At 55.6% G+C, this 23,274-nt stretch carries 18 protein-coding genes; 11 read left to right on the top strand and 7 right to left on the bottom strand.

The annotated features are described in order from the left end of the window. Positions 1-1,116: 1,116 nt before the first annotated feature. From DQG13_RS06230 to DQG13_RS06220, 3 genes are all read left to right on the top strand, one after another. On the top strand, positions 1,117-2,151 hold the full coding sequence (locus DQG13_RS06230; RefSeq protein WP_258525488.1) for a LacI family DNA-binding transcriptional regulator: 1,035 nt from the start codon (positions 1,117-1,119) through the stop codon (positions 2,149-2,151). A gap of 108 nt (positions 2,152-2,259) precedes the next feature. Beyond that, positions 2,260-3,396, top strand: a complete 1,137-nt coding sequence (locus tag DQG13_RS06225) for a glycoside hydrolase family 88 protein (RefSeq protein WP_181592611.1) — start codon at positions 2,260-2,262, stop codon at positions 3,394-3,396. Positions 3,397-3,531: 135 nt separating this feature from the next. Next, positions 3,532-4,431 carry an RpnC/YadD family protein gene (locus tag DQG13_RS06220; RefSeq protein ID WP_113018882.1) on the top strand — a complete coding sequence of 300 codons (900 nt, stop codon included), beginning with the start codon at positions 3,532-3,534 and terminating at the stop codon, positions 4,429-4,431. An 88-nt stretch (positions 4,432-4,519) separates the two neighbouring features. Here the strand turns inward: DQG13_RS06220 and DQG13_RS06215 are convergent, their stop codons facing one another. The 7 genes from DQG13_RS06215 to helD all read right to left on the bottom strand — a co-directional run bounded on the left by DQG13_RS06215 (position 4,520) and on the right by helD (position 13,303). Continuing rightward, positions 4,520-5,488, bottom strand: a complete 969-nt coding sequence (locus DQG13_RS06215; protein ID WP_113018881.1) for a cation diffusion facilitator family transporter — start codon at positions 5,486-5,488, stop codon at positions 4,520-4,522. A 379-nt stretch (positions 5,489-5,867) separates the two neighbouring features. Further along, on the bottom strand, positions 5,868-6,674 hold the full coding sequence (locus DQG13_RS06210) for a histidinol-phosphatase (protein WP_113018880.1): 807 nt from the start codon (positions 6,672-6,674) through the stop codon (positions 5,868-5,870). Positions 6,675-6,715: 41 nt separating this feature from the next. Beyond that, the gene (locus DQG13_RS06205; RefSeq protein WP_113018879.1) at positions 6,716-7,618 is read right to left on the bottom strand and encodes a LysR family transcriptional regulator; all 903 of its coding nucleotides are present in this window, start codon (positions 7,616-7,618) and stop codon (positions 6,716-6,718) included. 177 nt (positions 7,619-7,795) lie between these two features. After that, on the bottom strand, positions 7,796-9,304 hold the full coding sequence (locus DQG13_RS06200) for a HAMP domain-containing sensor histidine kinase (protein ID WP_258525487.1): 1,509 nt from the start codon (positions 9,302-9,304) through the stop codon (positions 7,796-7,798). Continuing rightward, a complete protein-coding gene (locus tag DQG13_RS06195; RefSeq protein ID WP_113018877.1) occupies positions 9,294-9,989 on the bottom strand; it encodes a response regulator transcription factor in 696 nt (231 codons plus the stop codon). The genes DQG13_RS06200 and DQG13_RS06195 overlap by 11 nt, the downstream gene beginning before the upstream one ends. Before the next feature lie 141 nt (positions 9,990-10,130). Next, complete coding sequence (locus DQG13_RS06190) at positions 10,131-10,931, bottom strand: HAD-IIA family hydrolase (protein ID WP_113018876.1); 801 nt, start codon at positions 10,929-10,931, stop codon at positions 10,131-10,133. 5 nt (positions 10,932-10,936) lie between these two features. Then, positions 10,937-13,303 carry an RNA polymerase recycling motor HelD gene (gene helD / locus DQG13_RS06185; RefSeq protein WP_113018875.1) on the bottom strand — a complete coding sequence of 789 codons (2,367 nt, stop codon included), beginning with the start codon at positions 13,301-13,303 and terminating at the stop codon, positions 10,937-10,939. 918 nt (positions 13,304-14,221) lie between these two features. Between helD and DQG13_RS06180 the strand changes: the two genes are divergently transcribed. The 8 genes from DQG13_RS06180 (at position 14,222) to DQG13_RS06145 (ending at position 23,268) form a co-directional block, all read left to right on the top strand. Then, entirely contained in the window at positions 14,222-15,640 is a 1,419-nt protein-coding gene (locus tag DQG13_RS06180; protein WP_113019015.1) for an NAD-dependent malic enzyme, read from the top strand. Positions 15,641-15,732: 92 nt separating this feature from the next. Continuing rightward, positions 15,733-17,151 carry an aspartate ammonia-lyase gene (locus tag DQG13_RS06175; RefSeq protein ID WP_113018874.1) on the top strand — a complete coding sequence of 473 codons (1,419 nt, stop codon included), beginning with the start codon at positions 15,733-15,735 and terminating at the stop codon, positions 17,149-17,151. A 154-nt stretch (positions 17,152-17,305) separates the two neighbouring features. Continuing rightward, positions 17,306-17,869, top strand: a complete 564-nt coding sequence (gene ahpC, locus DQG13_RS06170) for an alkyl hydroperoxide reductase subunit C (RefSeq protein ID WP_113018873.1) — start codon at positions 17,306-17,308, stop codon at positions 17,867-17,869. Between the two features lie 13 nt (positions 17,870-17,882). Further along, positions 17,883-19,415, top strand: coding sequence for an alkyl hydroperoxide reductase subunit F (gene ahpF, locus DQG13_RS06165; protein WP_113019014.1), 1,533 nt, complete (start codon positions 17,883-17,885; stop codon positions 19,413-19,415). A 579-nt stretch (positions 19,416-19,994) separates the two neighbouring features. Beyond that, positions 19,995-21,026, top strand: coding sequence for an ABC transporter ATP-binding protein (locus tag DQG13_RS06160; RefSeq protein ID WP_113018872.1), 1,032 nt, complete (start codon positions 19,995-19,997; stop codon positions 21,024-21,026). Positions 21,027-21,028: 2 nt separating this feature from the next. After that, entirely contained in the window at positions 21,029-21,832 is an 804-nt protein-coding gene (locus DQG13_RS06155; RefSeq protein WP_113018871.1) for an ABC transporter permease, read from the top strand. Beyond that, entirely contained in the window at positions 21,816-22,622 is an 807-nt protein-coding gene (locus DQG13_RS06150; protein WP_113018870.1) for an ABC transporter permease, read from the top strand. The genes DQG13_RS06155 and DQG13_RS06150 overlap by 17 nt, the downstream gene beginning before the upstream one ends. A gap of 187 nt (positions 22,623-22,809) precedes the next feature. Then, on the top strand, positions 22,810-23,268 hold the full coding sequence (locus tag DQG13_RS06145) for a chemotaxis protein CheX (RefSeq protein WP_113018869.1): 459 nt from the start codon (positions 22,810-22,812) through the stop codon (positions 23,266-23,268). Positions 23,269-23,274 lie beyond the last annotated feature (6 nt).

Below are 23,274 nucleotides of genomic sequence, written 5' to 3'. Positions count from 1 at the left end.
ATTTTGTACGAAACCTGCCTCTATACGTTTTTAACGCGGTTGCGCTGTGGGTTTGTTCCTTCACAGTAGACATTTTACGAATTTTGTCTTTCATACAGTGGACATGAGCAGAGTATCTCTTCCCTCCCTTACTTTGCGCAGAAAGCACAATATACGGGCGAAAAATGTTGTTCAACTACCATATATAGATATGTATCCCCGAGCGACCACTGTAGCCGCGATGTCCACTTTCCAACGGACATTCGGGAAGGTTTTGTCCTTCTCACACATACAAAACCTGGATGCGAAACCCCGGTTTCTGCGCTCCCTCTACCTTGGCCTGATGCGATTACCCTGCGTGAAGCGGCACGATTTCTTGACAAACGCAGGTTGTCAAAGGATGCCGGTAGGCGTTTATCCTCATCACAGTTGGGCGGACAGAGAATCCGTTATTTTCCGGGTTTGATCCGTTTTCAGATTTACACGGACAGAGGTTCCGCTATTTTGCTCCAGAAGGCATGGAATCCCCCGCTTTTTCAGATTTAACGGATCGTAAGTCCGCGTGGGAGAAAAAAAGGCGGATTTTAGCGAAATAGCGGAGCCAGAGTCCGTCAAACTCAAACGTCTTGATAAACGCGCAGCGCCCAACCACAGCGGCCGTCTCCGTCTCCATTAGCGGAAAAGTTTTTCCGCTATCCTCGGCTCCGACTGACTTCGCTGCAATCCCTTGTTAGGCCGCACTCTCTGCACAGTTCCTCCCCAAGCCCATGTCTTCTGCGCGTCAGCCCCACGTTATGCGCCCCCTATGTCCCTATGCCATGCCATACTCGCCGTGCTGCAGTTTGCCCCGATCCCACACCTCTGCGCCGCACCTCACTCTATACCATTCCCCGTCCTCTTGGCCGTAACTTGCCTTATGCCACCCCGCATCTATTTCGCACATTCCCCTCTTTAGCCCCAGGAAATCGCTTTATTCCATGATTGACGGCAGCTCGCAATTAGGCTACAATAAATTTGATCATTTATTTAAACGTTTCAATAACCCTGTAAGGGTGCCCAGCACAACTTTAACAGACCGTAGACAGAAGTGAACGGAGGTGCACGGCCCTGAAAAACAAACAAATAACCATCGTTGATGTGGCTAGGGCCGCAGGTGTCTCCATTGCCACCGTTTCCAATGTATTGAATCGCCGCAATGTGCCCCTGGCGGAGGAAACCATCCGCAAGGTGGAGGAGGCGGTGCAGTCTCTCGGCTACCGCCGCAATGAGATGGCGGCTAGCCTGAGCCGCAAAAAAACCTATGAGCTGGGCCTGGTGCTGCCTCATTTTGGCGGCTACTTTGCGGATTTTGCCCATGTTATGCAGAATCTGGTCCATCAGTGCGGCTACCATCTGTCGGTCTATTCCTCCTCAGGCCAGCCGGAGCTGGAGAAGCGCCATATGGAGATGCTCCTGCAGCGCAGGGTTGACGGACTGTTTTGCCACGGTTTGGCCATGAACCCGGAAAGCACCCGCAAATTCGTGGGCGAGGGCACTCCCATGGTGCTGTTTAATGCCTGGAATTGGCCGGAAAATGTGGCGCTGGGCGCAGTCAATCTGGATTTCGCCGGGGGTGCGGAGAAGGCGGTGCGGCATCTGGTGGACAGAGGCTGCAAGCATCTGTTCTATATCAGCCGGGAGGGAGCGCGGACCACCAACGAGCAGCGGCTCATTGGGTTCCAGCGGGGCGTGAAGGCCCTTGGCTCCGGCCAGGGGTATGTCCACCGGATTATTCCCACCCGAAGCATGTCTGAGGACGAAATCTTCGATTCCATCGAGGACGTAGTGAAGCAAGGAGAAATGCTGGGCATTTTGGCTTTTGATGACGGCAACGCTTTCCAGCTGATTTCCCTTCTGCAGGCCAGGGGCTATCATATCCCCGGACAAATTAAGGTCGTGGGTATTAATAACCAGTCCGTAGCCATGCATAATTGGCCCTCCATCACCAGTCTGGACATTGATCTGGACAACCAGGTTTCCCATGCGGTATTTATGCTGCTTCAGCATTTGGAGGAGGGGGCGGCGCTTAGGAACATTTCTCTGGATCGCTTTGAAACGGTGAAGCCGGCCGGCAGCCCGGCCCATGAAATCCATATTCCCATGAGGCTGATCCCCCGGATGTCCACCGAATAGCCTATGTCTTCCGGTTGAAGACGTGCTTTTCCCCGCTTGTGTTGATCCTTAGCTTCAAAGCAACCCTTCATTTTAGGGGATTGTTGTCCAATATGAACAAATCAGGAGATGAGCAGATTGAGTCTTTGGAAACAGGCAATTGAAGATGCAGTTCAAAAAACAAAAGCAAACATCGCACGGTTTGGCGAGCAGTTCCCCCATGTCAGCGAAAACGGCAAGTACCTGCTGAACGACAATACCGACTGGACCGACGGCTTCTGGTCCGGCATTCTCTGGCTGGCCTACGAATACAGCAAGGATGAGGCGCTGCGGGATGCCGCCGCGAAAACCGTGGAGAACTTCCGCGGCCGTCTGAATACCATGAAAAGTCTGGATCACCATGATATCGGCTTCCTGTATTCCCTCTCCTCCAAGGCTCAATGGATGATCGAGAAGGATGAGGCCGCCCGCGAGCTGACTATTGCCGCTGCCGACGTGCTGCTTCGCCGCTGGCGCCCCAAAGCCGGGCTGATCCAGGCCTGGGGCAGGGAAGGGGATGCCACCAACGGCGGACGGATTATCATCGATTGCCTGATGAACCTGCCGCTTCTGTATTGGGCCTATGAGCAAACCGGCAATGAAGACTATAAGAACAAGGCTATCCTGCATACGGAAAAATCCCGCCGGTTCCTGGTGCGCGGCGACGATTCCTCCTACCACACCTTCTGGTTTGATCCGGAAAACGGTGAGCCGGTCCGCGGCGGCACCCACCAAGGCAATACCGACGGCTCCACCTGGACCCGCGGCCAATCCTGGGGCGTCTACGGCTTTGCTCTGGCCTACCATTACACCAAAGACGCCAAGTACCTGGACACCTCCAAGAGAATGGCCAAATACTTCCTGGAGCGCCTGCCTGAGGACAATGTGGTATACTGGGATTTCGATGTGGAGATTACACCGGAGACCAAACGGGACAGCTCCGCATCTGCCATCACTGCTTGCGGCATCCTGGAGCTCTTGAAGCATCTGCCGGAAAATGACCCGGACCGCGCTTATCTGGAGGAAGGCGTCCAGAAGACCATGGAAAGCCTGGTGAAGCATTACTCCACCATGAACCAGCCGGATGCGGAAGGCTTCATCGAGCATGGCTCCTACGCCGTGCGCCTGGGCCACAGCCCCGACGACTTCATGATCTGGGGCGACTACTACTACCTGGAAGCCCTCATGCGCCTGGAAAAAGGCCATAAAGGCTACTGGTACGAATAAGCCTGCTTTGAAGTATGTTCACGCCTCGCCTCTGCGGCAGCTGCTGCAGGGGCTTTTTATCATTTGCCGCGCCAAGCTCAATCTTGTTGCCTTTCATCCCCCCATGATATAATAAATCCAAAAGGGGAACGGGTTATGGAGAAGCCGGAGCGGATGCAGTGGCATCCCGTATTTGCCAGTGCGTTGCGCCTGGAGCTGAGAGATTATGAGGATGCCCTGGACATTCAGGAAGAGGTCCAGCTTACCCGCAAGCCGCTGGAAATCGATCTTTTGATTATCCGAAAAAAGCGGGATGTGCCCATTCTTAAAAATATTGCCGAAATCTTTCGTGAGCATAATATTGTGGAGTATAAGTCGCCTGAGGACTACTTCAGCATTGATGATTATTATAAGGTGAAGGCGTATGCCTACCTGTATAAGACGCTGGGCAGGGAAGTGAACGCTCTGCCCGTGGAGGAACTCACTATCAGCTGCGTGTGCAGCGTATTTCCCGCGAAGCTTGCGGAGTATTTGGAGCGGGTGCATGATGTTCTGCTGGAAGCGCGACATCCCGGCATTTATACGGCCCACAACAGGGACATTGCTATGCAGTTTGTTGTGGTGGACGAACTGAGTGCGGAGGAAAACCGGTTTATCCGGCTTTTGACCCGCCGCTCTGATGTAAAAAAGGAAATTGCCTCCTTGTTGAAGGAATACGGTGAGCACCGGAAGGACAGCCGTTACGAAATGCTGCTGGACCTGGTGGCGGAGACGAACATCAAACAATTATTGGAGGTGATGGGCATGTCCAGAATGCTGAAGCCCGATGAGGAGCAGGCTGTTATGGAGTTTCTGGCCAAATTTGAGATTGACAAGCGGCTTCGCCGGGAAGGTGAGGCGAGGGGCAAACTGGAAGGGAAGCTGGAAGGCAAACTTGAAACAGCCCGGAGCCTGTTTGCCATGGGGATGAGTATGGAGATGATCCGCAAAGCAACCGGATTGCCGGAAGAGGTATTGGCTGAACTGGAGTCTGATCCTGACCGCGGGGAACATTAAGCAAGCATATTTGAAGCAATCATTAAAACGCCGGCTGCTCCTTTAACGGGAACAACCGGCGTCTTTGCGTTGGCAGCGTTCACTTATTTCATACCGGGCAGGAAAATCCGGGGTCCTCATCCTCCATCCCGTGCTCCTCGAGAAAACGCCGTCCGTATTCGCCGTGGGGGTGGATCTGGGCATGCTCCGTTTGAATGGTGGCATGGACAATGCTGTATTTCTCCTTAAGCATTTCATTGATGGCCAGGATGACGCACAAAGGCTGCATATCCCTGTTGACGAAGACATGGGCGGTGAGGGAATAATGCCCGCTGGATATGGCCCACAGATGCATTTCATGCACATCCTCCACACCGGGGATGGAGCGGATATCTCCCTTGATCTGCTCCAGATCGTACGCTTCGGGAACCGACTCCATCAGAACCAGGCAGGATTCCCGGAGAATGCGGGCGCCCCCGACCAGAATGATGCCGCCGATGGCGATGCTGATGAAGGCGTCGAGCCAGTGCCAGCCGGTGGCGAGAATCAGAAGGGCGGAGACAATGACGCCGATGGAGCTGAGCAGGTCCCCGATAAAATGCCACAGGGCGCTTTTTACATTGAGATTCTCCTCTTCCTTCATGCCTCGGCTCAGGACGATGGTAAGCACGATATTTACGACCAGGCCGATGGAGGAGATGGCAAGCATCACCGGATAATTCACCTCCGGCGGGTTAATCAGGCGCCGGATGCCTTCAATCATGATGCCGATGGAAATGGCGGCCAAAGCCAGCCCGTTGAGAAAGGCCGCGATAATTTCAAAACGCAGAAAACCGAAGGTAAAGCGCGGGGTAGGCGGTCGTGAAGCAAGATAGATAGCCACCATGCTCAGGGAAAGGGCGATCACATCGGAGATCATATGGGCCGAATCCGACAGCAGGGCCAGGGAATTGGAAACAAACCCGCCGATAATTTCCACAAGCGTGAAAAACACGGTAATCCATAAGGTGATCCACAATGTGCGTTTGGATGCCGTTTGCTGCTTGGTGTGCAGCTGATGGTGGAAGTCCTGAAACAAGGCTCCGCCCCCTTTTTAAAGGTGATACCTGTAGTATACGAAATAGTGGAAATCCATGGCAAATGAGCATTTTATGGATCCTGATAATGAAAATTGCTCCAGATGGGGGACAAGCACTCCTGTGCCCAACTTGTAACACAAATGAAATACCGGTGTTACCCTTCTCTAACACGTACAGGCTATGATAACAGCAAGACCCCCTTTTTTCATATATGATGGATTCGGCCCCGCTGTTACCGGCGAGGGTCACTTTTTTTTCTATGGTTGTGGATAGCCGCTGTGTTTATCCTCATACGCAGCAAAAAAACCGGAGCATGGACTCCGGTTTTTGCGGGAGGCAATGGCAGGACCTCTCCCCAACGCCATCCGGCGTTTAGCCTCAAAGCGGGACTGCCATGCGCTTTTTGGCGCTGTAATACACCCAGTGGTCAAAGCCGATTTCCTTCAGGCGGCGGGCCACCAGCTCCCACTCATCCCCTACCCGTTCAGGATCATGGGCGTCCGACCCGAAAGTTATGGACACCCCATGGTGGAGGGCCATCTCCAGAATTTCGTCGGAGGGGTACCAGCCCCCTGCATCCTTGGTTTTGCCGGAGGTATTCACCTCAATGGCCATACCCGCCTCTCCGATGATCCTTAGCGTCTTCTCTACCGCTTCGGTGCGGATATCCGAAAAAGCCGGATAAAAGCCCTTCATGGCGTCGATATGTCCGAGAATCTGGAACATGCCGCTTTTGGCCGATTGAAAGATCAGATCGTAATACAGTTCCTTCTCCCGGATTTTATCCGCCTCCGACAGGTTCCTGAAGCGTTTCTTGTTGAAAATGCTGACGCCGCCGGATTGGTGGACGGAGCCGATAATGTAATCGAAAGGGTAGTTATCATAGATGGACCGATACAACTGGGCATGCTGGGGAAAAAAATCCGATTCTACACCCAGCAGCACCTCGATCCGGCCGCGGTACTCTTCTTTTAAAGCCAGCACCTCTTCCACATAGCGGGGAAATTCGCTTTTGGCCATGGCAATCAGGGGCTGGGCCTGATCCTGCTTCTCCCCGAAATAGGGAGAATGGTCGGAGATGCCGATCACCTGCAGTCCGCCGCGGAGGGCGGCCTCAATATAATCGCGGATATGTCCCCGGGCATGGCCGCAGCGGCTGTGATGGGTATGCATATCGAATTTCATAGGCGTCTCCTTTGACTCTCCGAGGTAAATGGGCGCCCGCCTTATTCCGAACCAAGGAACTGGTCCTGCGGCATTCCCTTCAGATCGCTCAGGAATTGCTGCATGGCAGAGCTGAGATAGCGCCCTGATTTATATACTACCCCAACCGGGTGGCTAATCTCCAATTCATTCACCTTAATCATCTTGAGCGTACCCAGGCGAACCTCCTTGGCAATGGACAGTCTGGAAATAATGGCGGCGCCCATGTTCATCTCCACCATCCGCTTGACCTCCTCGCTGCTGGCCAGCTCCATCACCGTCTGCGGCACAATGTCCAGCTTCTTGAACAGCTGGTCTACAAAACGCCGCCCCGCCGTGTCTTGGGAAAGCATAACCAGCGGAATATGGCGCAGCTCCTCAATAGTCGCATGCTCATGCGAAGCCAGCGGGTGGTCCGGAGACACCACCAGCTCGAAGGTATCGTAATAGAGGATGGAGGACTCCAGATACGGATTCTTTTCAAACAGGTAGGCAATTCCAATATCCACGTTTCCATTCTCCACACTGGTCATAATCTGGGAGGAGGGCATGGATTGAATGGTAATTTTGATCAGCGGAAATTGGTTCTGAAAATAGGAAAGGACCCTCGGCAGCGTCTGCATGGCGATGGAGGTGGTGGTCCCCAGGTGAATATGGCCCTGAGGCGTATTCTCCAGGTCGGCCAGGCGCTGCTTCAGCTCTTCCACGGTACGGACAATTTTCATGGCATGCTCCAAAAAAACACGTCCGCTGTCCGTAAGGGTAACGGGCTGATTGCGGTCAATCAGCACGCTTTGATACTCATCCTCCAGACTTTTGATCTGGGCGGATACGGCGGGTTGGGTCAGATTAAGGATCTCTCCCGCCTTGCGGAAGCTCATGGTTTTGGAGATGGTAATAAAGGTTTCCAATTGATTCATATTCATGAACGGGCCCTCCTGGACATACGCTGCGACGTTCCGGCGGCTGACCGGAAATAAAAATTAATTTATGGAAATAATCACGTATATAAAATAATTTTCTCAATGTTCCTATTATATGCGATTCAAACTCTGGAAGCAATTATAACTTTCGGAAAAATAAATAACCCTCCTGAGGAGGGTTTAGAGGCGGCTGGAATGTCTATTCAACGGAATCAGGACGCAAAAGCGGATTTCATCGCCCTCGCATTCCGCCCAGATTTCCCCGGAGTGGGCTTCCACAATGCTTTTGGCAATGGCCAGCCCCAAGCCTGATCCGCCTCCTGCGGAGGTGCGGGAGGTATCCACCCGGTAGAAGCGGTCGAATACCCGGTGAAGCTCCTCCTCCGGAATGGGAGTGCCGCGGTTGATAATGCAAACCCGGGCTTGGTCGTTGGCCCGGTCCATCTTCACGGTTACCACGCCGGGTTTGGAGCTGTACTTGATGGCGTTGACCAGAAGATTCTCCGCCACCCGGATCATTTGGGCCGCATCAATCTCCGCATAAAGCCTCTCCGGCAGTATGTCCTTCACCAGAACCAGCGAGTTTTCCTCCGCGTAGGTAACCAGCTCCTCCGTCAGCTGCTCCAGGAGCTCATTCAGGCAGACCCGTTCCAGGTTCATATTGACAATCTGGTTGGAAAGCTTGGTGTATTCGAATAAATCGTCGATCAGCACCTTCAGTTTTTCCGATTTGCTGTAGGCAATTTGGGCGTAATTATGGGCCTGGGCTTCATCTTCAAAGTGGCGATCCTTCAGAAGCCGCAAATATCCCATAATCAGCGTCAGCGGCGTCCGCAGATCGTGGGAGATGTTGGTGATCAGCTCGTTCTTGGTCCGTTCCGCCCGGCGTTCCTCCTCCATGGTGGCCTGCAGGGCCCCGGTCATCCGGTTGATGCTGGAGGCAAGGGATGCCAGCTCATCCTTGGAGCGCAGGGGGACGCGGAACTGGAGATTGCCCTTGGAAATTTCCTGCAGGCCCCGGGCCAGCTCCTCGATATAGTCCATTTTCCGTTTGGTCAGCCAATAGAAAAGGAAGATAAAGGCGGCAATGGCTGTCATCAGGGTAAAGGGACTCGACCCTCTTTTGTAGGAGATGCTGGGCTGGGGAACGCCGCTTACAATCAGATAAGCCGGCTGGTCCTTAAGATCGACGGGGTAAAAGCTGGTGAACTCCTGAATGGGGGTGCTGGTATAGCGCCGCTCCATCGCTTTGGATATGATGCTGTGAATATCCACTTGGGTTTCAGTGGCATCAGGCGTTTTGAAGAAGACCTTTCCCTCCAGGTCTGTTAAAAGCACCTTGTTGCCGGAAAAGCCCGCATTGCGGGTAATGTAGTCGGTAATCCCCTGGTAGCTGACATCCGGGGTTTTGAGGTAGGAGGCGATGGCACGGGCCTGATCGTCGATTTTTTCGATGCCGTATTGGTAATCCAGCACGGGAGAACGGTTCAGCTCCCCGAAGAAAACATTCACCGCCGCATAAACAAGGGCGGCGGCGGACAGGCAAAGCACGAAGGTGAACATCAGCTGCAGCCGGATGCTGCGGATAATGCTGAGGCGGGCGGTTTCGGCAACTCTGCGGCAGACGCCGGCCAGCTGCTCCAGACGGTTCCAGAAAAGAAGCTTGCGTATCCCCGGTTTAAGCTTCAATTTTGTAGCCGACCCCCCAAACGGTTTTGATATATTTGGGCTGACGCGGGTTTTCTTCCGTTTTTTCGCGGATTTTGCGGATATGGACCATCACCGTGTTGTCCGATTCGAAGAAGGCCTCGCCCCATACGGATTCATAGATCCGCTCAATGCTGAACACCATTCCCCGGTTGCGGGCCAGCAGGTCCAGAATGGCAAATTCCCGCGGGGTCAGCTTCACGTCCCGGCCATCCACCTTCACCTCGTGGGTAGTGGTGTTGATGATCAGATCGTCAATTTCGATTTCATTTTCCTTCCGGGCATTGGGCACATTGAGCCGGGTGTAGCGCCTGAGCTGGGACTTGACCCGGGCCATGAGCTCAAGTGGGTTGAAGGGCTTGGACATATAATCGTCGGCGCCGGTGGAGAGGCCCATAATCTTGTCCATGTCCTGGCTTTTGGCGGACAGCATGATGATGGGCATATTGCGCTGCTCGCGGATTTTCAGGCAGGTCTGGATGCCGTCCAGCTTGGGCATCATCACATCGAGGATGACCAGATCCACCACCTGCTTGGACACAACCTCCAGGGCCTCCAGGCCGTCGGAGGCTTTCAGAATGTTATAGCCGTCGTTGGTCAGATAAATCTCCAAGAGATCAAGGATGTCCTTTTCGTCATCCACCACAAGGATCGTTTCGGAGGGCATGGGGTTCACTCCTTAAGCATAAGCTGAGACTTTTCGCAGAAGAGTCGGGATAGCAGGCAAAACATATCATTTTCATTGTAGCTGCAAAATCTTAACAGGGCCTACGGGCAAATCTTAAGAATATCTTATGCCGGTTCTATTCTATCCCGGGCTCTGCTCCCGGTCCTTCAGCCACCGGTAAAAATCCATCAGATGATGGAGGCTCACATCCGGTCTGATGCCGCTCGATTCAATCAGGGCCTCATAATTATGAGGCTTGGACAGGCCGGTCAGCACCAGCGCGGTGCGGGTGCCAGCCGCGGCGCCTGCGGCGATATCGGTGCGCAGATTGTCGCCTACCATCCAGATTTCCTCCGGCGGCAGCCCCAATAGCTCAATCCCGTACCGGCTGATGATGGGGGAGGGTTTGCCAATCACCACCGGGTCTGTCTCCGAGGCGGTGCGGATGGCTGCGCCGATGGCTCCGGAGCCGGGGATGGGGCCATTTTCCTTGGGGAGAAGATGGTCCGGATTGGTCTGGATGTAGACTGCCCCGTCCCGGATGGCGCTTACCGCCTGGGCCAGCTTGGCGTATGTGAACTCCCGGTCAATGCCCTGCACCACATAATCCGGCGCTTCCGCCGTAAGCAGAAAACCCGCTTCCGCCAACGTTTCCTGCAACGCCTGCTCCCCGATGCACAGCACCCTGTTCCCTTGTCCGTGCAAGCCGATATACCGGGCAGCCGCCATGGCGGAGGTGAATACCTCCTCCTTGGCCACGGGAACGCCGGTAAGCTCCTCCAGGAGCGCCGCCACTTCCCCGGGGTACACGGTAGAGTTATTGGTCAGAAACAGATAAGGCCAGCCTTCATCGCGGATGGCGCGGATGAATTCACCCGCATAGAGAATGGGATTTCGTCCCGCGTACATGGTTCCGTCCAGGTCGATGATAAATCCGGGCATGCCTGTCACCCTCCTGTCGGCGAGACTGCATCGGCAGGTTGTCCCCACAAAAGGTCGGCCGGCAGCTCTTCATACAGCGAGCGATCCGCCAGCTCCAAAAAGCGGCTTTTTTCTCCCGAATAGCCTACATACAGAACGTTCATCGCCCGGGTGCAGGCGGTGTAGAACAGCTTGCGTTCCTCCTCCCGGCTGTAAACCGAGGCGCCTCCATCCCAGATAATCACGGAATCGAATTCCAGCCCCTTGGCCAGGTAAACCGGAATCACCACCAGCGTATTGCGGAAGCTGGTTTCCTCCCGGGTGACCAGATGAAGGTGGCGGGGAGCGCCTGCCCTTTGCAGCGCTTCGTAGGCGGCTTGGGCTTCCGCCGCTGTCCGGCAGATGACGGCCACGGAAGGGGAGCCGCCGTCCCGCAGCCTTTGGATCATCGAGGCCACCTGCCGGGCCTTGGCCTCCGGCTCCGCCTCAAGCTTAACCAACTGAGGCTTCTCCCCGCTGCGGCTAAAGGCCTCAATGGCCTCGCCGTCAGGCAGCAGCGCCTTGGTGAACTCCACAATCTCCGCAGTGGAGCGGTAGCTTTTGGAGAGGCGGAGAATACCGGTCTGCTCCTTGCCGTAGAGTTCCTCCACAAAGCCGTAGGACTCAATCCGCATGTTGGGGGTAATAGCCTGGTTCAGGTCCCCCAAGAGCGTCAGCTTGCTCCGCGGGAACAGGCGGCGGATGATCTCATATTGAAACGGCGAATAATCCTGGGCTTCGTCCAGAATCACATGGCGGATACTGTTGAAGCTGTTCCAGCCGGTGACGCTCTCCAGCAAAAACAGAAGGGGAGGCACGTCCTCATGCGGGGCGATTCCCCGGTCCAGCTGCTCCAGCGTGTAGGCGCAGATATCCTGCCATACCTCCGGCGCAGGTATTTCCGGTGTGCCGGCGGCAACGCGGCGGAACAGCCCCTGGTCGGCAAACAGCTGCCGGTACGTGCGCAGCGGGTTGACGAACTGGAGCCGCCTGATGAAGGATTTCATGGCAGTGGTTTTGCTGCGGACATGCTTGCGGCTTTGCTGCTTCAGCTCATCTTCCGTACCGAGATATTTGGGGTGGCGCAGCATGGTTTTATACAGCTTGCGGGACTGCCGCTCCTCCAGCTCGGGAATCTCCCCCAGCAGCAGCTCGCCCATCCGTTCCAGCCGGACATCCATCCGGTGGCGTCGGAACTCGCCGTAGAACAGCGCAGACAATGCCTCCTCGTTCTTCCAGACCTGCTCGCCGTAAGGAACGGCATCGAAGGCCAACCCCTCCTCCTCCAGCAGGGCCAGATAATTGCGGATCACCTGGAGGAAGGCCTGGGAGGACTTGTAGGCAGTTCCCGCCGCCTTGGCGTCATAACCCGGCTCTCCGGGAGTTCCCGTAAGCATGGCCTCCATCTGGGTGTAGCGGTCCTCCGGCTGGATGAATCCGGACAAGCGGTGAAGGGCGAAATCCTGGAAGGTGGTTTGCCGCATATTGTCCTCGCCCAGCTCCGGCAGCACATTGGAGATATAGTCGCTGAACATGGGATTGGGGGAAAAGAGGATCATCTGATCCGCCTGGATGCTTTTGCGGTATTTGTAGAGCAGGTATGCCACACGCTGCAGGGCAATGGAGGTTTTGCCGCTGCCTGCCGACCCCTGGACGATCAGAACAGGGTGCTCCTCGTAGCGGATGGCTTGGTTTTGCTCGCTTTGAATTGTGGTGACAATGCTCTTCATCTTGTCGTCGGAGGATTTGCCCAGCATAAACTGCAGCATGTCATCCCCGATCCGGATGCCGGAGTCGAACATCAGCTGGAGCTTGCCGTTTAGGATTTTGAACTGGCGCTTCAGCAGAATTTCCCCGTTCACATAACCTTCGTCAGTAGGGTAACGGGCGGAGCCCAGAGTATAATCGTAATACATGCTGGCAATCGGCGACCGCCAGTCGTACACAATGGGCTCCAGAGTACGGTCGTCGAGCAGGGAGGAGAGGCCGATGTAGATTTGCTCAGGCTCTTGCCCTGCCGGGGCTCCCTCCTCCTGAAAATCGATCCGGGCAAAATAAGGAGTGCTCCGCAAAAGCCGCAGCTTGCGGGCGGCGGCCTGGGCGCTCAGATAGCCCCGTTCGATCCGGGCCAGCTCCAGGGAGTTCATCACCACGTCCCCGGCCGCCTCAAATTTAAACGCCCAGTTGGCGTTGTCCTGGCGCATTTCCTCCCAGATCATCTTGCGGACCTCTATCACATCGTCCCTGCGGTCGTCGGATACGCTCTGATTTTTGAGCAGTTGGGCATCGATTTCCCGCAGCGTGAGAGCAAGGCGGATTTCCTCAGCTTTTTGAGCTTCAGGGTTTGTGCTCATGGGTGTACCTCCGTGTCAATTGGATAATGAAACAGTCTCCCAAAAGTGACGAGATGCTTTGAAGCGGAATCCGGGTACTTTTGGGGGAGCTCCCGAATTAAAAAGTGCAGTACACAGCATTTTCCTGAAAAAAGGCGGCTCTTCATTGTATGAGAGGAGGCCGAAAATTCAGTTTGACGGACTGTTTTTTTTCTGCTACAATGTGATTAGGAAAATCAAAATTTGGTTTTTCTTATTTTTATTTATATGTATATGGTGCAACTATCATTGTACCATGTCTTCCCATGAACAGCAACACCTGGGCGCCTTGAGGGGCGGCGGGTGTTTTTTTGCGTTTGCGCCCGGTCCTGCCTTACTTTTTGCGGGAACGTCTTGTGTTATGCGAAAAAACGCAGAGTGTAGGGAATGCCGGAAGAGGCTAGCCGGACACAGGTTCCCTTAAGGAGCCGGAAAGGGCTTCTTTTTCATTTGTGCGGACAGAGGGGACGTTATGAGGGCAGAAAAAGTGGGAAATGAGCTCCAATAAACAAAATAAAGGATGGTGTGTCCGTCAAAAGTCCAAATGGGGGTAAATAGGCAAAATAGAGGATCGTCGGTCCGGATAGCTGGACAGCAAAAAAAAACTCCCCGTCCAGATGCCGGGGAAAAAAGTACAGTATATAAAGAAAGGGAGTATGAACAGGATACCCCCCGAACCTGAAAACAAGCTTAAAGCAGGATAAAAATCAGCTTAAAATGTGATGATCCGTTTTTTACGAAAATGCAGTGTGCTGCGCTTTTTAATTGGGGGGGATTATTTTTTGACCATTGGCTGGAAATGGCGCAGCAGTGGAAGTATACTGGAGACGGTTATAAAACGGTTTAATCGGAGGATGGATTCTTTTGGCTGCAACGACAAGCATAATTATACGGATTGAAATGGAAAAACACGGAGTGGGCTTCAGCAGTGTGGTATCCACCGTAAGCTCCCTGGGCGGGGATTTGGTGGCCATCGACGTCATCCGCTCCAGCAAGGAAAAATCCACCCGGGACATTACAGTGAATATCCCGGTGGCGGCCTACCAGGAGGTATTGGATGCCCTGGAGGACCTGAACGGCGTCTCCGTACTGCATGTGTCCGACCGCACCTTCCTGGTCCATCTCGGGGGCAAAATCCGCGTCGAACCCACCATGCCCATCAAAAACCGCGAGGACCTGTCCCGGGTGTACACCCCCGGCGTGGCCCGGGTTTGTATGGCCATCCATAACAAGCCGCGGGAGGCGTTTGCGCTGACCATCAAGCGTAATACGGTGGCGGTGGTTTCAGACGGAACCGCCGTCCTGGGCCTGGGGGATATCGGCCCCCATGCGGCCATGCCGGTGATGGAGGGCAAGGCCATGCTGTTCAAGCAGCTGGCGGATGTGGACGCCTTCCCCATTTGCCTCGATACCAAGGACACGGAGGAAATCATCCGCACCATCAAGGCCATGTCTCCCGGCTTCGGCGGCATTAATCTGGAGGATATCAGCGCTCCCCGCTGCTTTGAAATCGAGCGCAGGCTGACGGAGGAGCTGGACATTCCCGTATTCCACGATGACCAGCACGGCACCGCCGTGGTCATGATGGCCGGGCTGCTTAATGCCCTGAAGGTGACGAGCAAGGAGATCGGCTCCATCCGCGTAGTGGTGGTAGGCGCCGGGGCGGCAGGAGTATCCTGCTGCAAAATGCTGCTGGCGGCTGGTGTCAAGAATCTGGTGGCCGTAGACCGGGAGGGAGCCATTACGGCGGACCGGACCTATGCCAACGAGATGTGGAACTGGCTGGCCGAACGGACCAATCCCGAACGGCAGTCCGGCGGGCTGTCCGAGGTAATTGACGGCGCCGATGTATTCATCGGGGTATCGGGCCCCGGGGTGCTGAAGATAGAGGATCTGCTCCGTATGGCCGAGGACCGGATTGTCTTCGCCATGGCCAATCCCGAGCCGGAGATTGATCCCGAGCTGGCCGAGCCCCATGTGCGGGTGCTGGCCACAGGCCGCAGCGACTATCCCAACCAGATCAACAATGTGCTTTGTTTCCCCGGCATCTTCCGGGGAGCGCTGGATTGCCGGGCGCGCCTCATCAACGAAGAGATGAAGCTGGCCGCCTCCCGCGCCATTGCCTCTGTGATTTCCGATGATGAAGTGAACGAAAACTATATCATCCCCAGCATTTTTAATGACAAGGTGGTGGATTCCGTCCGCACCGCCGTCATTACCGCAGCCATTGATACAGGCGTGGCCCGCCGGATTCCGCCGGAGTTCCGCAGCCTCTGCGATTATACCGGCTACGGCTTGTCCGACAGCTACAAACGCTAAGTTATGACTACGATGCCGGCTTTGCCGACGGAAAGCCCAGTAAATGCTTACGATGCCGGCTTTCCTTGCGGAAAGCCCTGAGGAGACGCCTTATGGAAACTCGTACAGAAAAGGATTTTCTTGGGAGTAAGCAGGTTCCCGCCCATGCCTATTACGGTATCCAGACCATCCGGGCGGTGGAGAACTTTCCCATCACCGGCGTTCCCGTCCACCGGACCCTGGTCAAGGCTTTGGCACAGGTGAAAAAAGCGGCGGCCCGGGCCAATATGGAAGCCCATCTGCTGAACCGCCGGGTGGGCGAGGCCATTGTCCAGGCGGCTGAAGAAGCGGCGGAGGGAAAATTTGACCGGGAGTTTATCGTGGACTCCATCCAGGGAGGCGCAGGCACCTCCATCAATATGAACATGAATGAGGTTCTGGCCAACCGGGCCCTGGAGCTCCTGGGCAAGCAGAAGGGAGAATATTTTCACTGCAGCCCCAATAACCATGTGAACATGTCCCAATCCACCAATGACGTCATTCCCACCGCTCTGCGGATCGCCTCCTACTGGCTGTCCCAGGAGCTGCTGGCGGCCATGGACCGGACCACCGCCGAGATTCGGGAGAAGGCCAAAGCCTTTGACGATGTGATCAAAATGGGACGGACCCACCTCCAGGACGCGGTGCCCATCCGCATGGGCCAGGAGTTTGCGGCGTATGCCGCCGTTCTGGAGCGGGACCGGGAGCGCATCCGCCGGGCGGGAGCGGAGCTCCTGACGGTGAACATGGGCGCTACCGCCGTGGGCACAGGACTGAATGCCAAGCCGGAATATATCGCCCGGGTATCGGAATGCCTGTCCGAGCAATTGGGACTCCCGGTGCATCCCGCCGCCGATCTGGTGGACGCCACCCAGAACACGGACGCCTACACGGAGCTGTCGGCAGCCCTCAAGGTATGCGCCGTCAACCTGTCCAAAATCTGCAACGACATCCGGCTGATGGCCTCCGGCCCCCGGGTCGGCCTGTATGAGCTTTTGCTGCCGCCGCGGCAGCCCGGCTCCTCCATTATGCCCGGCAAGGTAAACCCGGTGATGGCCGAGGTGCTGAACCAGGTGGCCTTCCAGGTGATGGGCAATGACCATACCATCTGCGTGGCCTGCGAGGCGGGCCAGTTTGAACTGAATGTCATGGGCCCGGTTATCGCCTTCAATCTCCTCCAATCCCTGCAGATCATGACCCGGGGACTGGATGCCTTCCGGGAATTTGCCCTGGAAGGACTGGAGGCCAACCGGGAGAGCTGCCGGCGGTATGTGGAGCAGAGCTTCGGCGTAATTACCGCCCTGAATCCCCATCTGGGCTATGAGGTGGCCGCCCAATTGGTCAAGGAAGCCATGAAATCCGGCCGTACAGTGAAAGAAATCATCATCGAAAAGCATCTGCTGTCGCAGGAGGAGCTGGAGGAAATTCTCGACCCGTACCAGATGACCTCTCCGGGAATTGCCGGCGCGCGTTTTTTGGAGGAGCAAGGATAACGGCGGGAGAACCCGTTTCTTCACCCGAACTTCATGTTATCTTCATCCCAACTTCATGATTCCGGAGAAAAACAGTGATATCCTTATCCACATAACACAGGTTTCTTGAAACTATAATAAAAGAGTCAATTAAACCTTAGGAGGGAATTACACTATGTCTCTGATTGGAAAAGAAGTGCTCCCGTTCAACGCGTCCGCCTACCGCAACGGCAATTTTGTTGAAGTCTCCGAAGCGGACTTCAAAGGCAAGTGGAGCGTCGTTTGTTTTTATCCCGCCGACTTTACCTTTGTTTGCCCCACGGAGCTGGAGGACCTGCAGAATCAATATGAAACCCTGAAAGGGCTTGGGGTTGAGGTGTATTCCGTTTCCACGGATACCCATTTCACCCACAAGGCCTGGCATGATACCTCCGACACCATCGGCAAAATCACCTACACCATGATCGGCGATCCGTCCCACATCATCTCCCGCAACTTCGACGTGCTGGGCGAAGCCACCGGCTTGGCCGACCGCGGCACCTTCGTCATCGATCCCGACGGCGTGATTCAATCGGTTGAAGTCAATGCCGGCGGCATCGGTCGTGACGCCAGTGTTGTCGTAAGCAAAATCAAGGCGGCCCAGTATGTGCGCAACCACCCCGGCGAGGTTTGCCCCGCCAAGTGGCAGGAGGGCGGCACAACCCTGAAGCCCAGCCTGGATCTTGTGGGAAAGATTTAAGGGGCTGAAGCATATGGCCTTAGATGCAGATATTAAAGCGCAGCTTGCCCAATACCTGCAGCTTCTGGAGGGGGATATCCTCCTTCAGGTAAGCGCGGGAACAGATGCCGCCTCCGCCGAGATGCTGGCCCTGGCCCAAGAGATCGCCGGCATGTCGCCGCGGATCACGGTGGAGAAAGCCTCCTTGCCCAGAACGCCCAGCTTCAGCGTCAATCGCGCCGGCGGAGGAGAGAGCGGGATTGTATTCGCCGGCATTCCGCTGGGCCATGAATTCACCTCCCTGGTGCTTGCACTCCTGCAGGTGAGCGGCAGGGCGCCCAAGGTGGAAGAGAGCGTGATCCAACAAATCAAAGCTCTCCGCGGCGAGTATCATTTTGAAACCTATGTCAGCCTGAGCTGCCACAACTGCCCCGATGTGGTGCAAGCCCTGAACGTGATGAGTGTGCTTAATCCGGGCATTACCCACACCATGATTGACGGCGCCGTGTTCAAGCATGAAGTGGAGAGCAAGGAGATCATGGGTGTCCCTGCCGTGTTCCTGAACGGCGAATTCTTCCACAGCGGCCGCACCTCCCTGGAGGAGATCCTCGCCAAACTGGGCAGCGGGCAGGATGCCGGCCGGCTGGCGGCCAAGGAGCCCTTCGACGTTCTGGTGGTGGGCGGCGGCCCTGCAGGAGCCAGCGCAGCCATCTATGCGGCCCGCAAGGGCATCCGCACCGGCATAGTCGCCGAACGCTTCGGCGGCCAGGTGCTGGACACCATGGGCATCGAAAACTTCATCAGCGTCGCTTACACCGAAGGCCCGAAGCTGGCAGCCGGTCTGGAAGCGCATGTGAGTGAATACCCGATTGATGTGATGAAGGCCCAGCGGGCCAAACGCCTGGAGAAGAAGGATTACATTGAGGTGGAGCTGGAGAGCGGCGCGGTGCTGAAAAGCAAAACCGTCATTCTCTCCACAGGCGCCCGCTGGCGCAATATCGGCGTTCCCGGCGAAGCGGAGTTCAAGAACAAGGGTGTGGCCTATTGCCCCCATTGCGACGGACCGCTGTTTGCCGGCAAGCATGTGGCGGTTATCGGCGGCGGCAATTCCGGCATAGAGGCGGCCATCGATCTGGCCGGGGTTGTGAAGCATGTGACGGTGCTGGAGTTTATGCCTGAGCTGAAGGCGGACCTGGTGCTCCAGGAACGGCTCTACAGCCTGCCCAATGCGACGGTGCTGGTAAACGTGCAAACCAAGGAGATCACCGGCGACAGCAAAGTGAACGGAATCACATACGTCACGCGGGATACGGCCGAGGAGCGGCACATTGAGCTGGAGGGCGTATTCGTTCAGATCGGCCTGGTGCCCAACACCGATTGGCTGGAAGGCACGGTGGAGCGCACCCGTTTTGGCGAGATCGTGGTGGACCGCCACGGGGCAACCAATGTTCCCGGGGTTTTCGCCGCCGGGGACTGCACCAACAGCGCCTACAAGCAGATCATCATCTCCATGGGCTCCGGCGCTACTGCGGCTTTGGGCGCTTTTGATTACCTGATCCGCAACTGAACCGCGGCGATCTAACAAGGCGTGTAAATTGTTCTTGTCAGCCAACTTGGCCTTGTGCTATGATGGGGAACAATAATTGGAAGGGCTTCTAGGGAGCCGGGGCTAAATGATAGCAGCTGCCGAACCGAGCGAGGCCGGCGCGTGCAATAGCAAATGCGCAACACCGTAGGGATAAAAGACCTTCGGCAAGTTCCGTTTCGACGGGATTGCCAGGGTCTTTTTTGCGTATTTGGAGGAGGCTGCGGCTCGGTTGGGCGGGGCGGGAGGGCAAACGGAAGCTGGAGCCCTTATTTGCCCTAAAAACACCCTTGTCCAAATCTAACGGCGGCCAGCGCCGTTATTTAGTAAATGGGGAGCCGTTTGGAGCCGTTTTGGCTCCAATAAGGGCTGTGGCCGCCGTTAAAATCTCCAGGCAGCGGTTTTCGGCAAAATAAGAACGCTCACCGCCGTTAGATCATCTGCGGTTTGCAGGCGGGCGGAACCACGGCCAATGCCGGGGAGAAGAATGACGGAATCCGAAGCACCCGCACTGGACGGTTGAACTGAAGACAGTTTGATATCAAAAGGAGGTTTGGGCTGATGGCGGCGGCGATAAGGGTAGAGAGGCTGCAGAAGACGTTTCGGGTCAAGGAGAAGCGGGCGGGGCTAAAGGGCAGCGCGGAGGCGCTGTTCCGGCCCGTCTACAAGGAGAAGCTGGCGGTGAAGCCCATCGATTTCCAGGTGGAGGCGGGAGAGATTCTGGCCTTTATGGGACCCAACGGCGCAGGCAAGTCCACCACCATCAAGATGCTTACCGGCATCCTGCATCCCACCGCGGGTACGGCGGAGGTGCTGGGACTGTGCCCCTGGGAGGAACGGCGCAGGCTGGGTTTTCTGGTGGGCTCCGTCTTCGGGCAGAAATCCCAGCTGTGGTACCATCTGCCGCCGGTGGATTCCTTCGAGCTTCTGGGCAGCATCTACGAGCTGCCCAAAGCCGACTTTATCCGCCGCCGGGACGATCTGGCAGAGCGCTTCGAAATTACGCCTTACCTGAACACACCCGTGCGCCGCCTCTCCCTGGGGGAGCGGATGCGCTGCGAAATTGTGGCGGCGCTGCTGCACCGGCCACGCGTTGTATTTTTGGATGAGCCGACCATTGGGCTGGATGTGATCGTCAAGCAGAAAATCCGCGAGCTGATTCTGGAGATGAACCGGGAGGAGGGGACCACCCTGTTTCTGACCTCCCATGATGCAGGGGACATCGAGCAGCTGTGCAAACGGGCCATTGTCATCAACCACGGCGAGATTATTCTGGATGAGCGGGTAGCCCGGATGAAGCGGGACTATCTGACCTATAAAACTATCCAGCTGCGCTTGCGGGAGGCGTCCGTCCTGCCCCAACTGCCGGGTGTGCGCATCCTGAAGCAGACGGATCACGGACTGAAGCTGAATGTGGATACCTCCCTCATCGGCATCGAGGAGGTGCTGGGCCAGCTGGTGGCCTGCTGCAAAATCGGGGACGTGACCATTGAAGACCCGCCCATGGAGGAGATCATCGCCAAGATATACGAGCGGACAGAGAAGCTGGCAGGCCGGCCTGCCGAACCGGCGCCGCTTTTAGGAGGGAGCTAGCTATGCAATCGGTGTTCAAGTGGGGCAAATATGGGGCCATCGGCAAAATAACGGTGAAGAACCAGCTCATGTATGCCGCCGATCTGTTTATCCGCACCCTCTTCCTGCTTCTGATCCTCTATGTGTTCACCCAGCTGTGGAGCGTTACCTATGAAGGATCGGGGGAAACCGTCATCGGCGGCTACCGCTACCATGAGCTGATCTGGTATCTGATTTTCTCCGAATCCCTGACCATGGCCATGCCCAAGCTGCATGTGACCGTGGAGGAGGAGGTCAAAACCGGAGGCATCGGCTATCTGCTCTGCCGCCCGGTCAGCTATGTGGGCTACCGGTATGCGGAATTTGCCGGGGAGTTTGCGGTGCGGCTTGTCTCCAACCTGCTGGTGGGCGGGGCGTTGGGCATTTTCCTGTTCGGCTTGCCGGACTTTGGCTGGGGCTGGGTTGGTTTTCTGCCGGTTCTAATCGGAGGGGCGACGCTGAACTTCATGATCCGGATGCTGCTGGCGCTCTGCGCTTTTTGGGTGGAGGAGATTCAGGGGCTGGTATTTGTCTACGACAAGCTGCTGTTCACCATAGGAGGCATGCTGCTGCCGCTGGAGCTGTTTGCGGAGCCGTTTCGGACCATTTGCCGGTTTCTGCCCTTTCAGACCATGATTTATTTTCCCGTCAAAATGGCCATCCAGTTCGATGCTCTGCGAATGGTGCAGATGGTGGGCATTCAGGCGCTTTGGATAGGACTATTCGGCGCGTTGCTGTATGCGGTGTACCGGAAGGGAGTGAAGCGGCTCAATGTTAACGGCGGCTAAAGGCTTTCTGCGGAGATACGGCTTTGTCCTGACAGCCTGGAAGCTGAATCTGGCAGGCGCCATGGAATTCCGGATGAGCTTCTTCCTGACAGCCGGGATGATGATGCTGAACAATGCCGTTTTTCTCTTTTTCTGGGCCATGTACTTTCAGCGCTTTCCCCTGGTGAACGGCTGGTCCCTAAGCGATGTAATGATGGTGTGGGCCGTAAGCACTACCGGCTACGGAATTTCCAATGTGCTGTTCGGGAACGCCCTGCGCATTGCCAATCTGGTGGCGGGGGGAGATCTGGATGCTTATCTGATCCAGCCCAAGCCGGTACTGCTGAATTTGCTGGTAAACCGGATGTCCCTGCTGGCGGCGGGGGATCTGCTGTTCGGACTTATTACCTACGGGCTGTTCGGCGACCATTCCCTTCCGGGAATCGGAAAATTCATGCTGGCTGCCGTGTTTTCCACCCTGCTCTTCACCTTTTTTCATATCCTCACCCAATCCCTTGCCTTCTACATCGGCAATGCCGAAAATCTCGGCTACCAGTTTTTCATCGGCTTTGTCACCTTCAGCACCTATCCGACGGATATCTTCAAGGGGATGGGCAGAATCCTGCTGTTTACGGTGATTCCCGCCGGTTTTATCAGCTACATGCCTGTGGGACTTTTGCGGATGCCGGACGGCGGGTTTGTGGCCGGGCTGCTGCTGGTGACGGCAATCTTGGGTATAAGCGCCATTGCTGTCTTTTATAAGGGGCTGGCCAGATACAGCTCCGGCAACCGGATCGGCATGAAGAGCTGAGCAGGAAATTAGCGCCAAATCTTAATTTTTACCCCCCGGAACCTCCTGAACCGGGGCTTTTTTCTTGTATGGGGGAGGGAAATTTGAAAAAATTAGCGTTTTTTGTAGTATACGAGTCCCAGCCATATCGTATATAATGAAAAAATAAGTTTACGGAAGATCCCTGGAAGCGGTTAGGAGGCCTATAATGAAGGCGGAATACATAAATCCATTTCTGGAATCTGCCAGTATTGTGCTGGAGCAGATGGTGTGCGTGCGCCCGACCACGGGAGAGCTGGCCATTAAAGATGTGAAGCTTGCCGACAATTACATATGGATTCAGATTGGGCTTAACGGACAAATGCAAGGGGATATTGTATTTGGTCTTCATGAATCGGTGGCGCTGAAGCTGGTTTCAGCGATGATGGGCGGCTTCACCATTACGGAAATCGACGATATGAGCAAAAGCGCCATATCCGAGCTGGGCAATATGATCAGCGGCAATGCCAGCACCATCCTGTTTAATCAAGGGGTGAAGGTGGATATTACGCCTCCGGTGGTTTTGCAATCGTCCAGCCATGCGGGCTTCACCGCCAAACGGGCCTTAACCATCCCCCTCATTATGGGCGGAATCGGAGAGATGGATATTCAGGTACTGATTTCCTAGAGAGGG

It is taken from the genome of Paenibacillus sp. YN15, assembly GCF_003285005.1.
In the GTDB taxonomy this organism is placed as follows: domain Bacteria; phylum Bacillota; class Bacilli; order Paenibacillales; family NBRC-103111; genus Paenibacillus_AR.
This window is presented reverse-complemented; position numbering and strand designations above follow the sequence as displayed.

What these genes read in the sequence shown, in the direction of transcription:
- ahpC (WP_113018873.1), top strand. Translation starts at nt 17,306, where the DNA reads ATGTCTCTGATTGGAAAAGAAGTGCTCCCGTTCAACGCGTCCGCCTAC.
- DQG13_RS06205 (WP_113018879.1), bottom strand. Translation starts at nt 7,618, where the DNA reads ATGAATATGAATCAATTGGAAACCTTTATTACCATCTCCAAAACCATG.
- DQG13_RS06195 (WP_113018877.1), bottom strand. Translation starts at nt 9,989, where the DNA reads ATGCCCTCCGAAACGATCCTTGTGGTGGATGACGAAAAGGACATCCTT.
- DQG13_RS06225 (WP_181592611.1), top strand. Translation starts at nt 2,260, where the DNA reads ATGAGCAGATTGAGTCTTTGGAAACAGGCAATTGAAGATGCAGTTCAA.
- DQG13_RS06150 (WP_113018870.1), top strand. Translation starts at nt 21,816, where the DNA reads ATGTTAACGGCGGCTAAAGGCTTTCTGCGGAGATACGGCTTTGTCCTG.
- DQG13_RS06220 (WP_113018882.1), top strand. Translation starts at nt 3,532, where the DNA reads ATGGAGAAGCCGGAGCGGATGCAGTGGCATCCCGTATTTGCCAGTGCG.
- helD (WP_113018875.1), bottom strand. Translation starts at nt 13,303, where the DNA reads ATGAGCACAAACCCTGAAGCTCAAAAAGCTGAGGAAATCCGCCTTGCT.
- DQG13_RS06175 (WP_113018874.1), top strand. Translation starts at nt 15,733, where the DNA reads ATGGAAACTCGTACAGAAAAGGATTTTCTTGGGAGTAAGCAGGTTCCC.
- DQG13_RS06210 (WP_113018880.1), bottom strand. Translation starts at nt 6,674, where the DNA reads ATGAAATTCGATATGCATACCCATCACAGCCGCTGCGGCCATGCCCGG.
- DQG13_RS06145 (WP_113018869.1), top strand. Translation starts at nt 22,810, where the DNA reads ATGAAGGCGGAATACATAAATCCATTTCTGGAATCTGCCAGTATTGTG.
- DQG13_RS06190 (WP_113018876.1), bottom strand. Translation starts at nt 10,931, where the DNA reads ATGCCCGGATTTATCATCGACCTGGACGGAACCATGTACGCGGGACGA.
- DQG13_RS06160 (WP_113018872.1), top strand. Translation starts at nt 19,995, where the DNA reads ATGGCGGCGGCGATAAGGGTAGAGAGGCTGCAGAAGACGTTTCGGGTC.
- ahpF (WP_113019014.1), top strand. Translation starts at nt 17,883, where the DNA reads ATGGCCTTAGATGCAGATATTAAAGCGCAGCTTGCCCAATACCTGCAG.
- DQG13_RS06155 (WP_113018871.1), top strand. Translation starts at nt 21,029, where the DNA reads ATGCAATCGGTGTTCAAGTGGGGCAAATATGGGGCCATCGGCAAAATA.
- DQG13_RS06180 (WP_113019015.1), top strand. Translation starts at nt 14,222, where the DNA reads ATGGAAAAACACGGAGTGGGCTTCAGCAGTGTGGTATCCACCGTAAGC.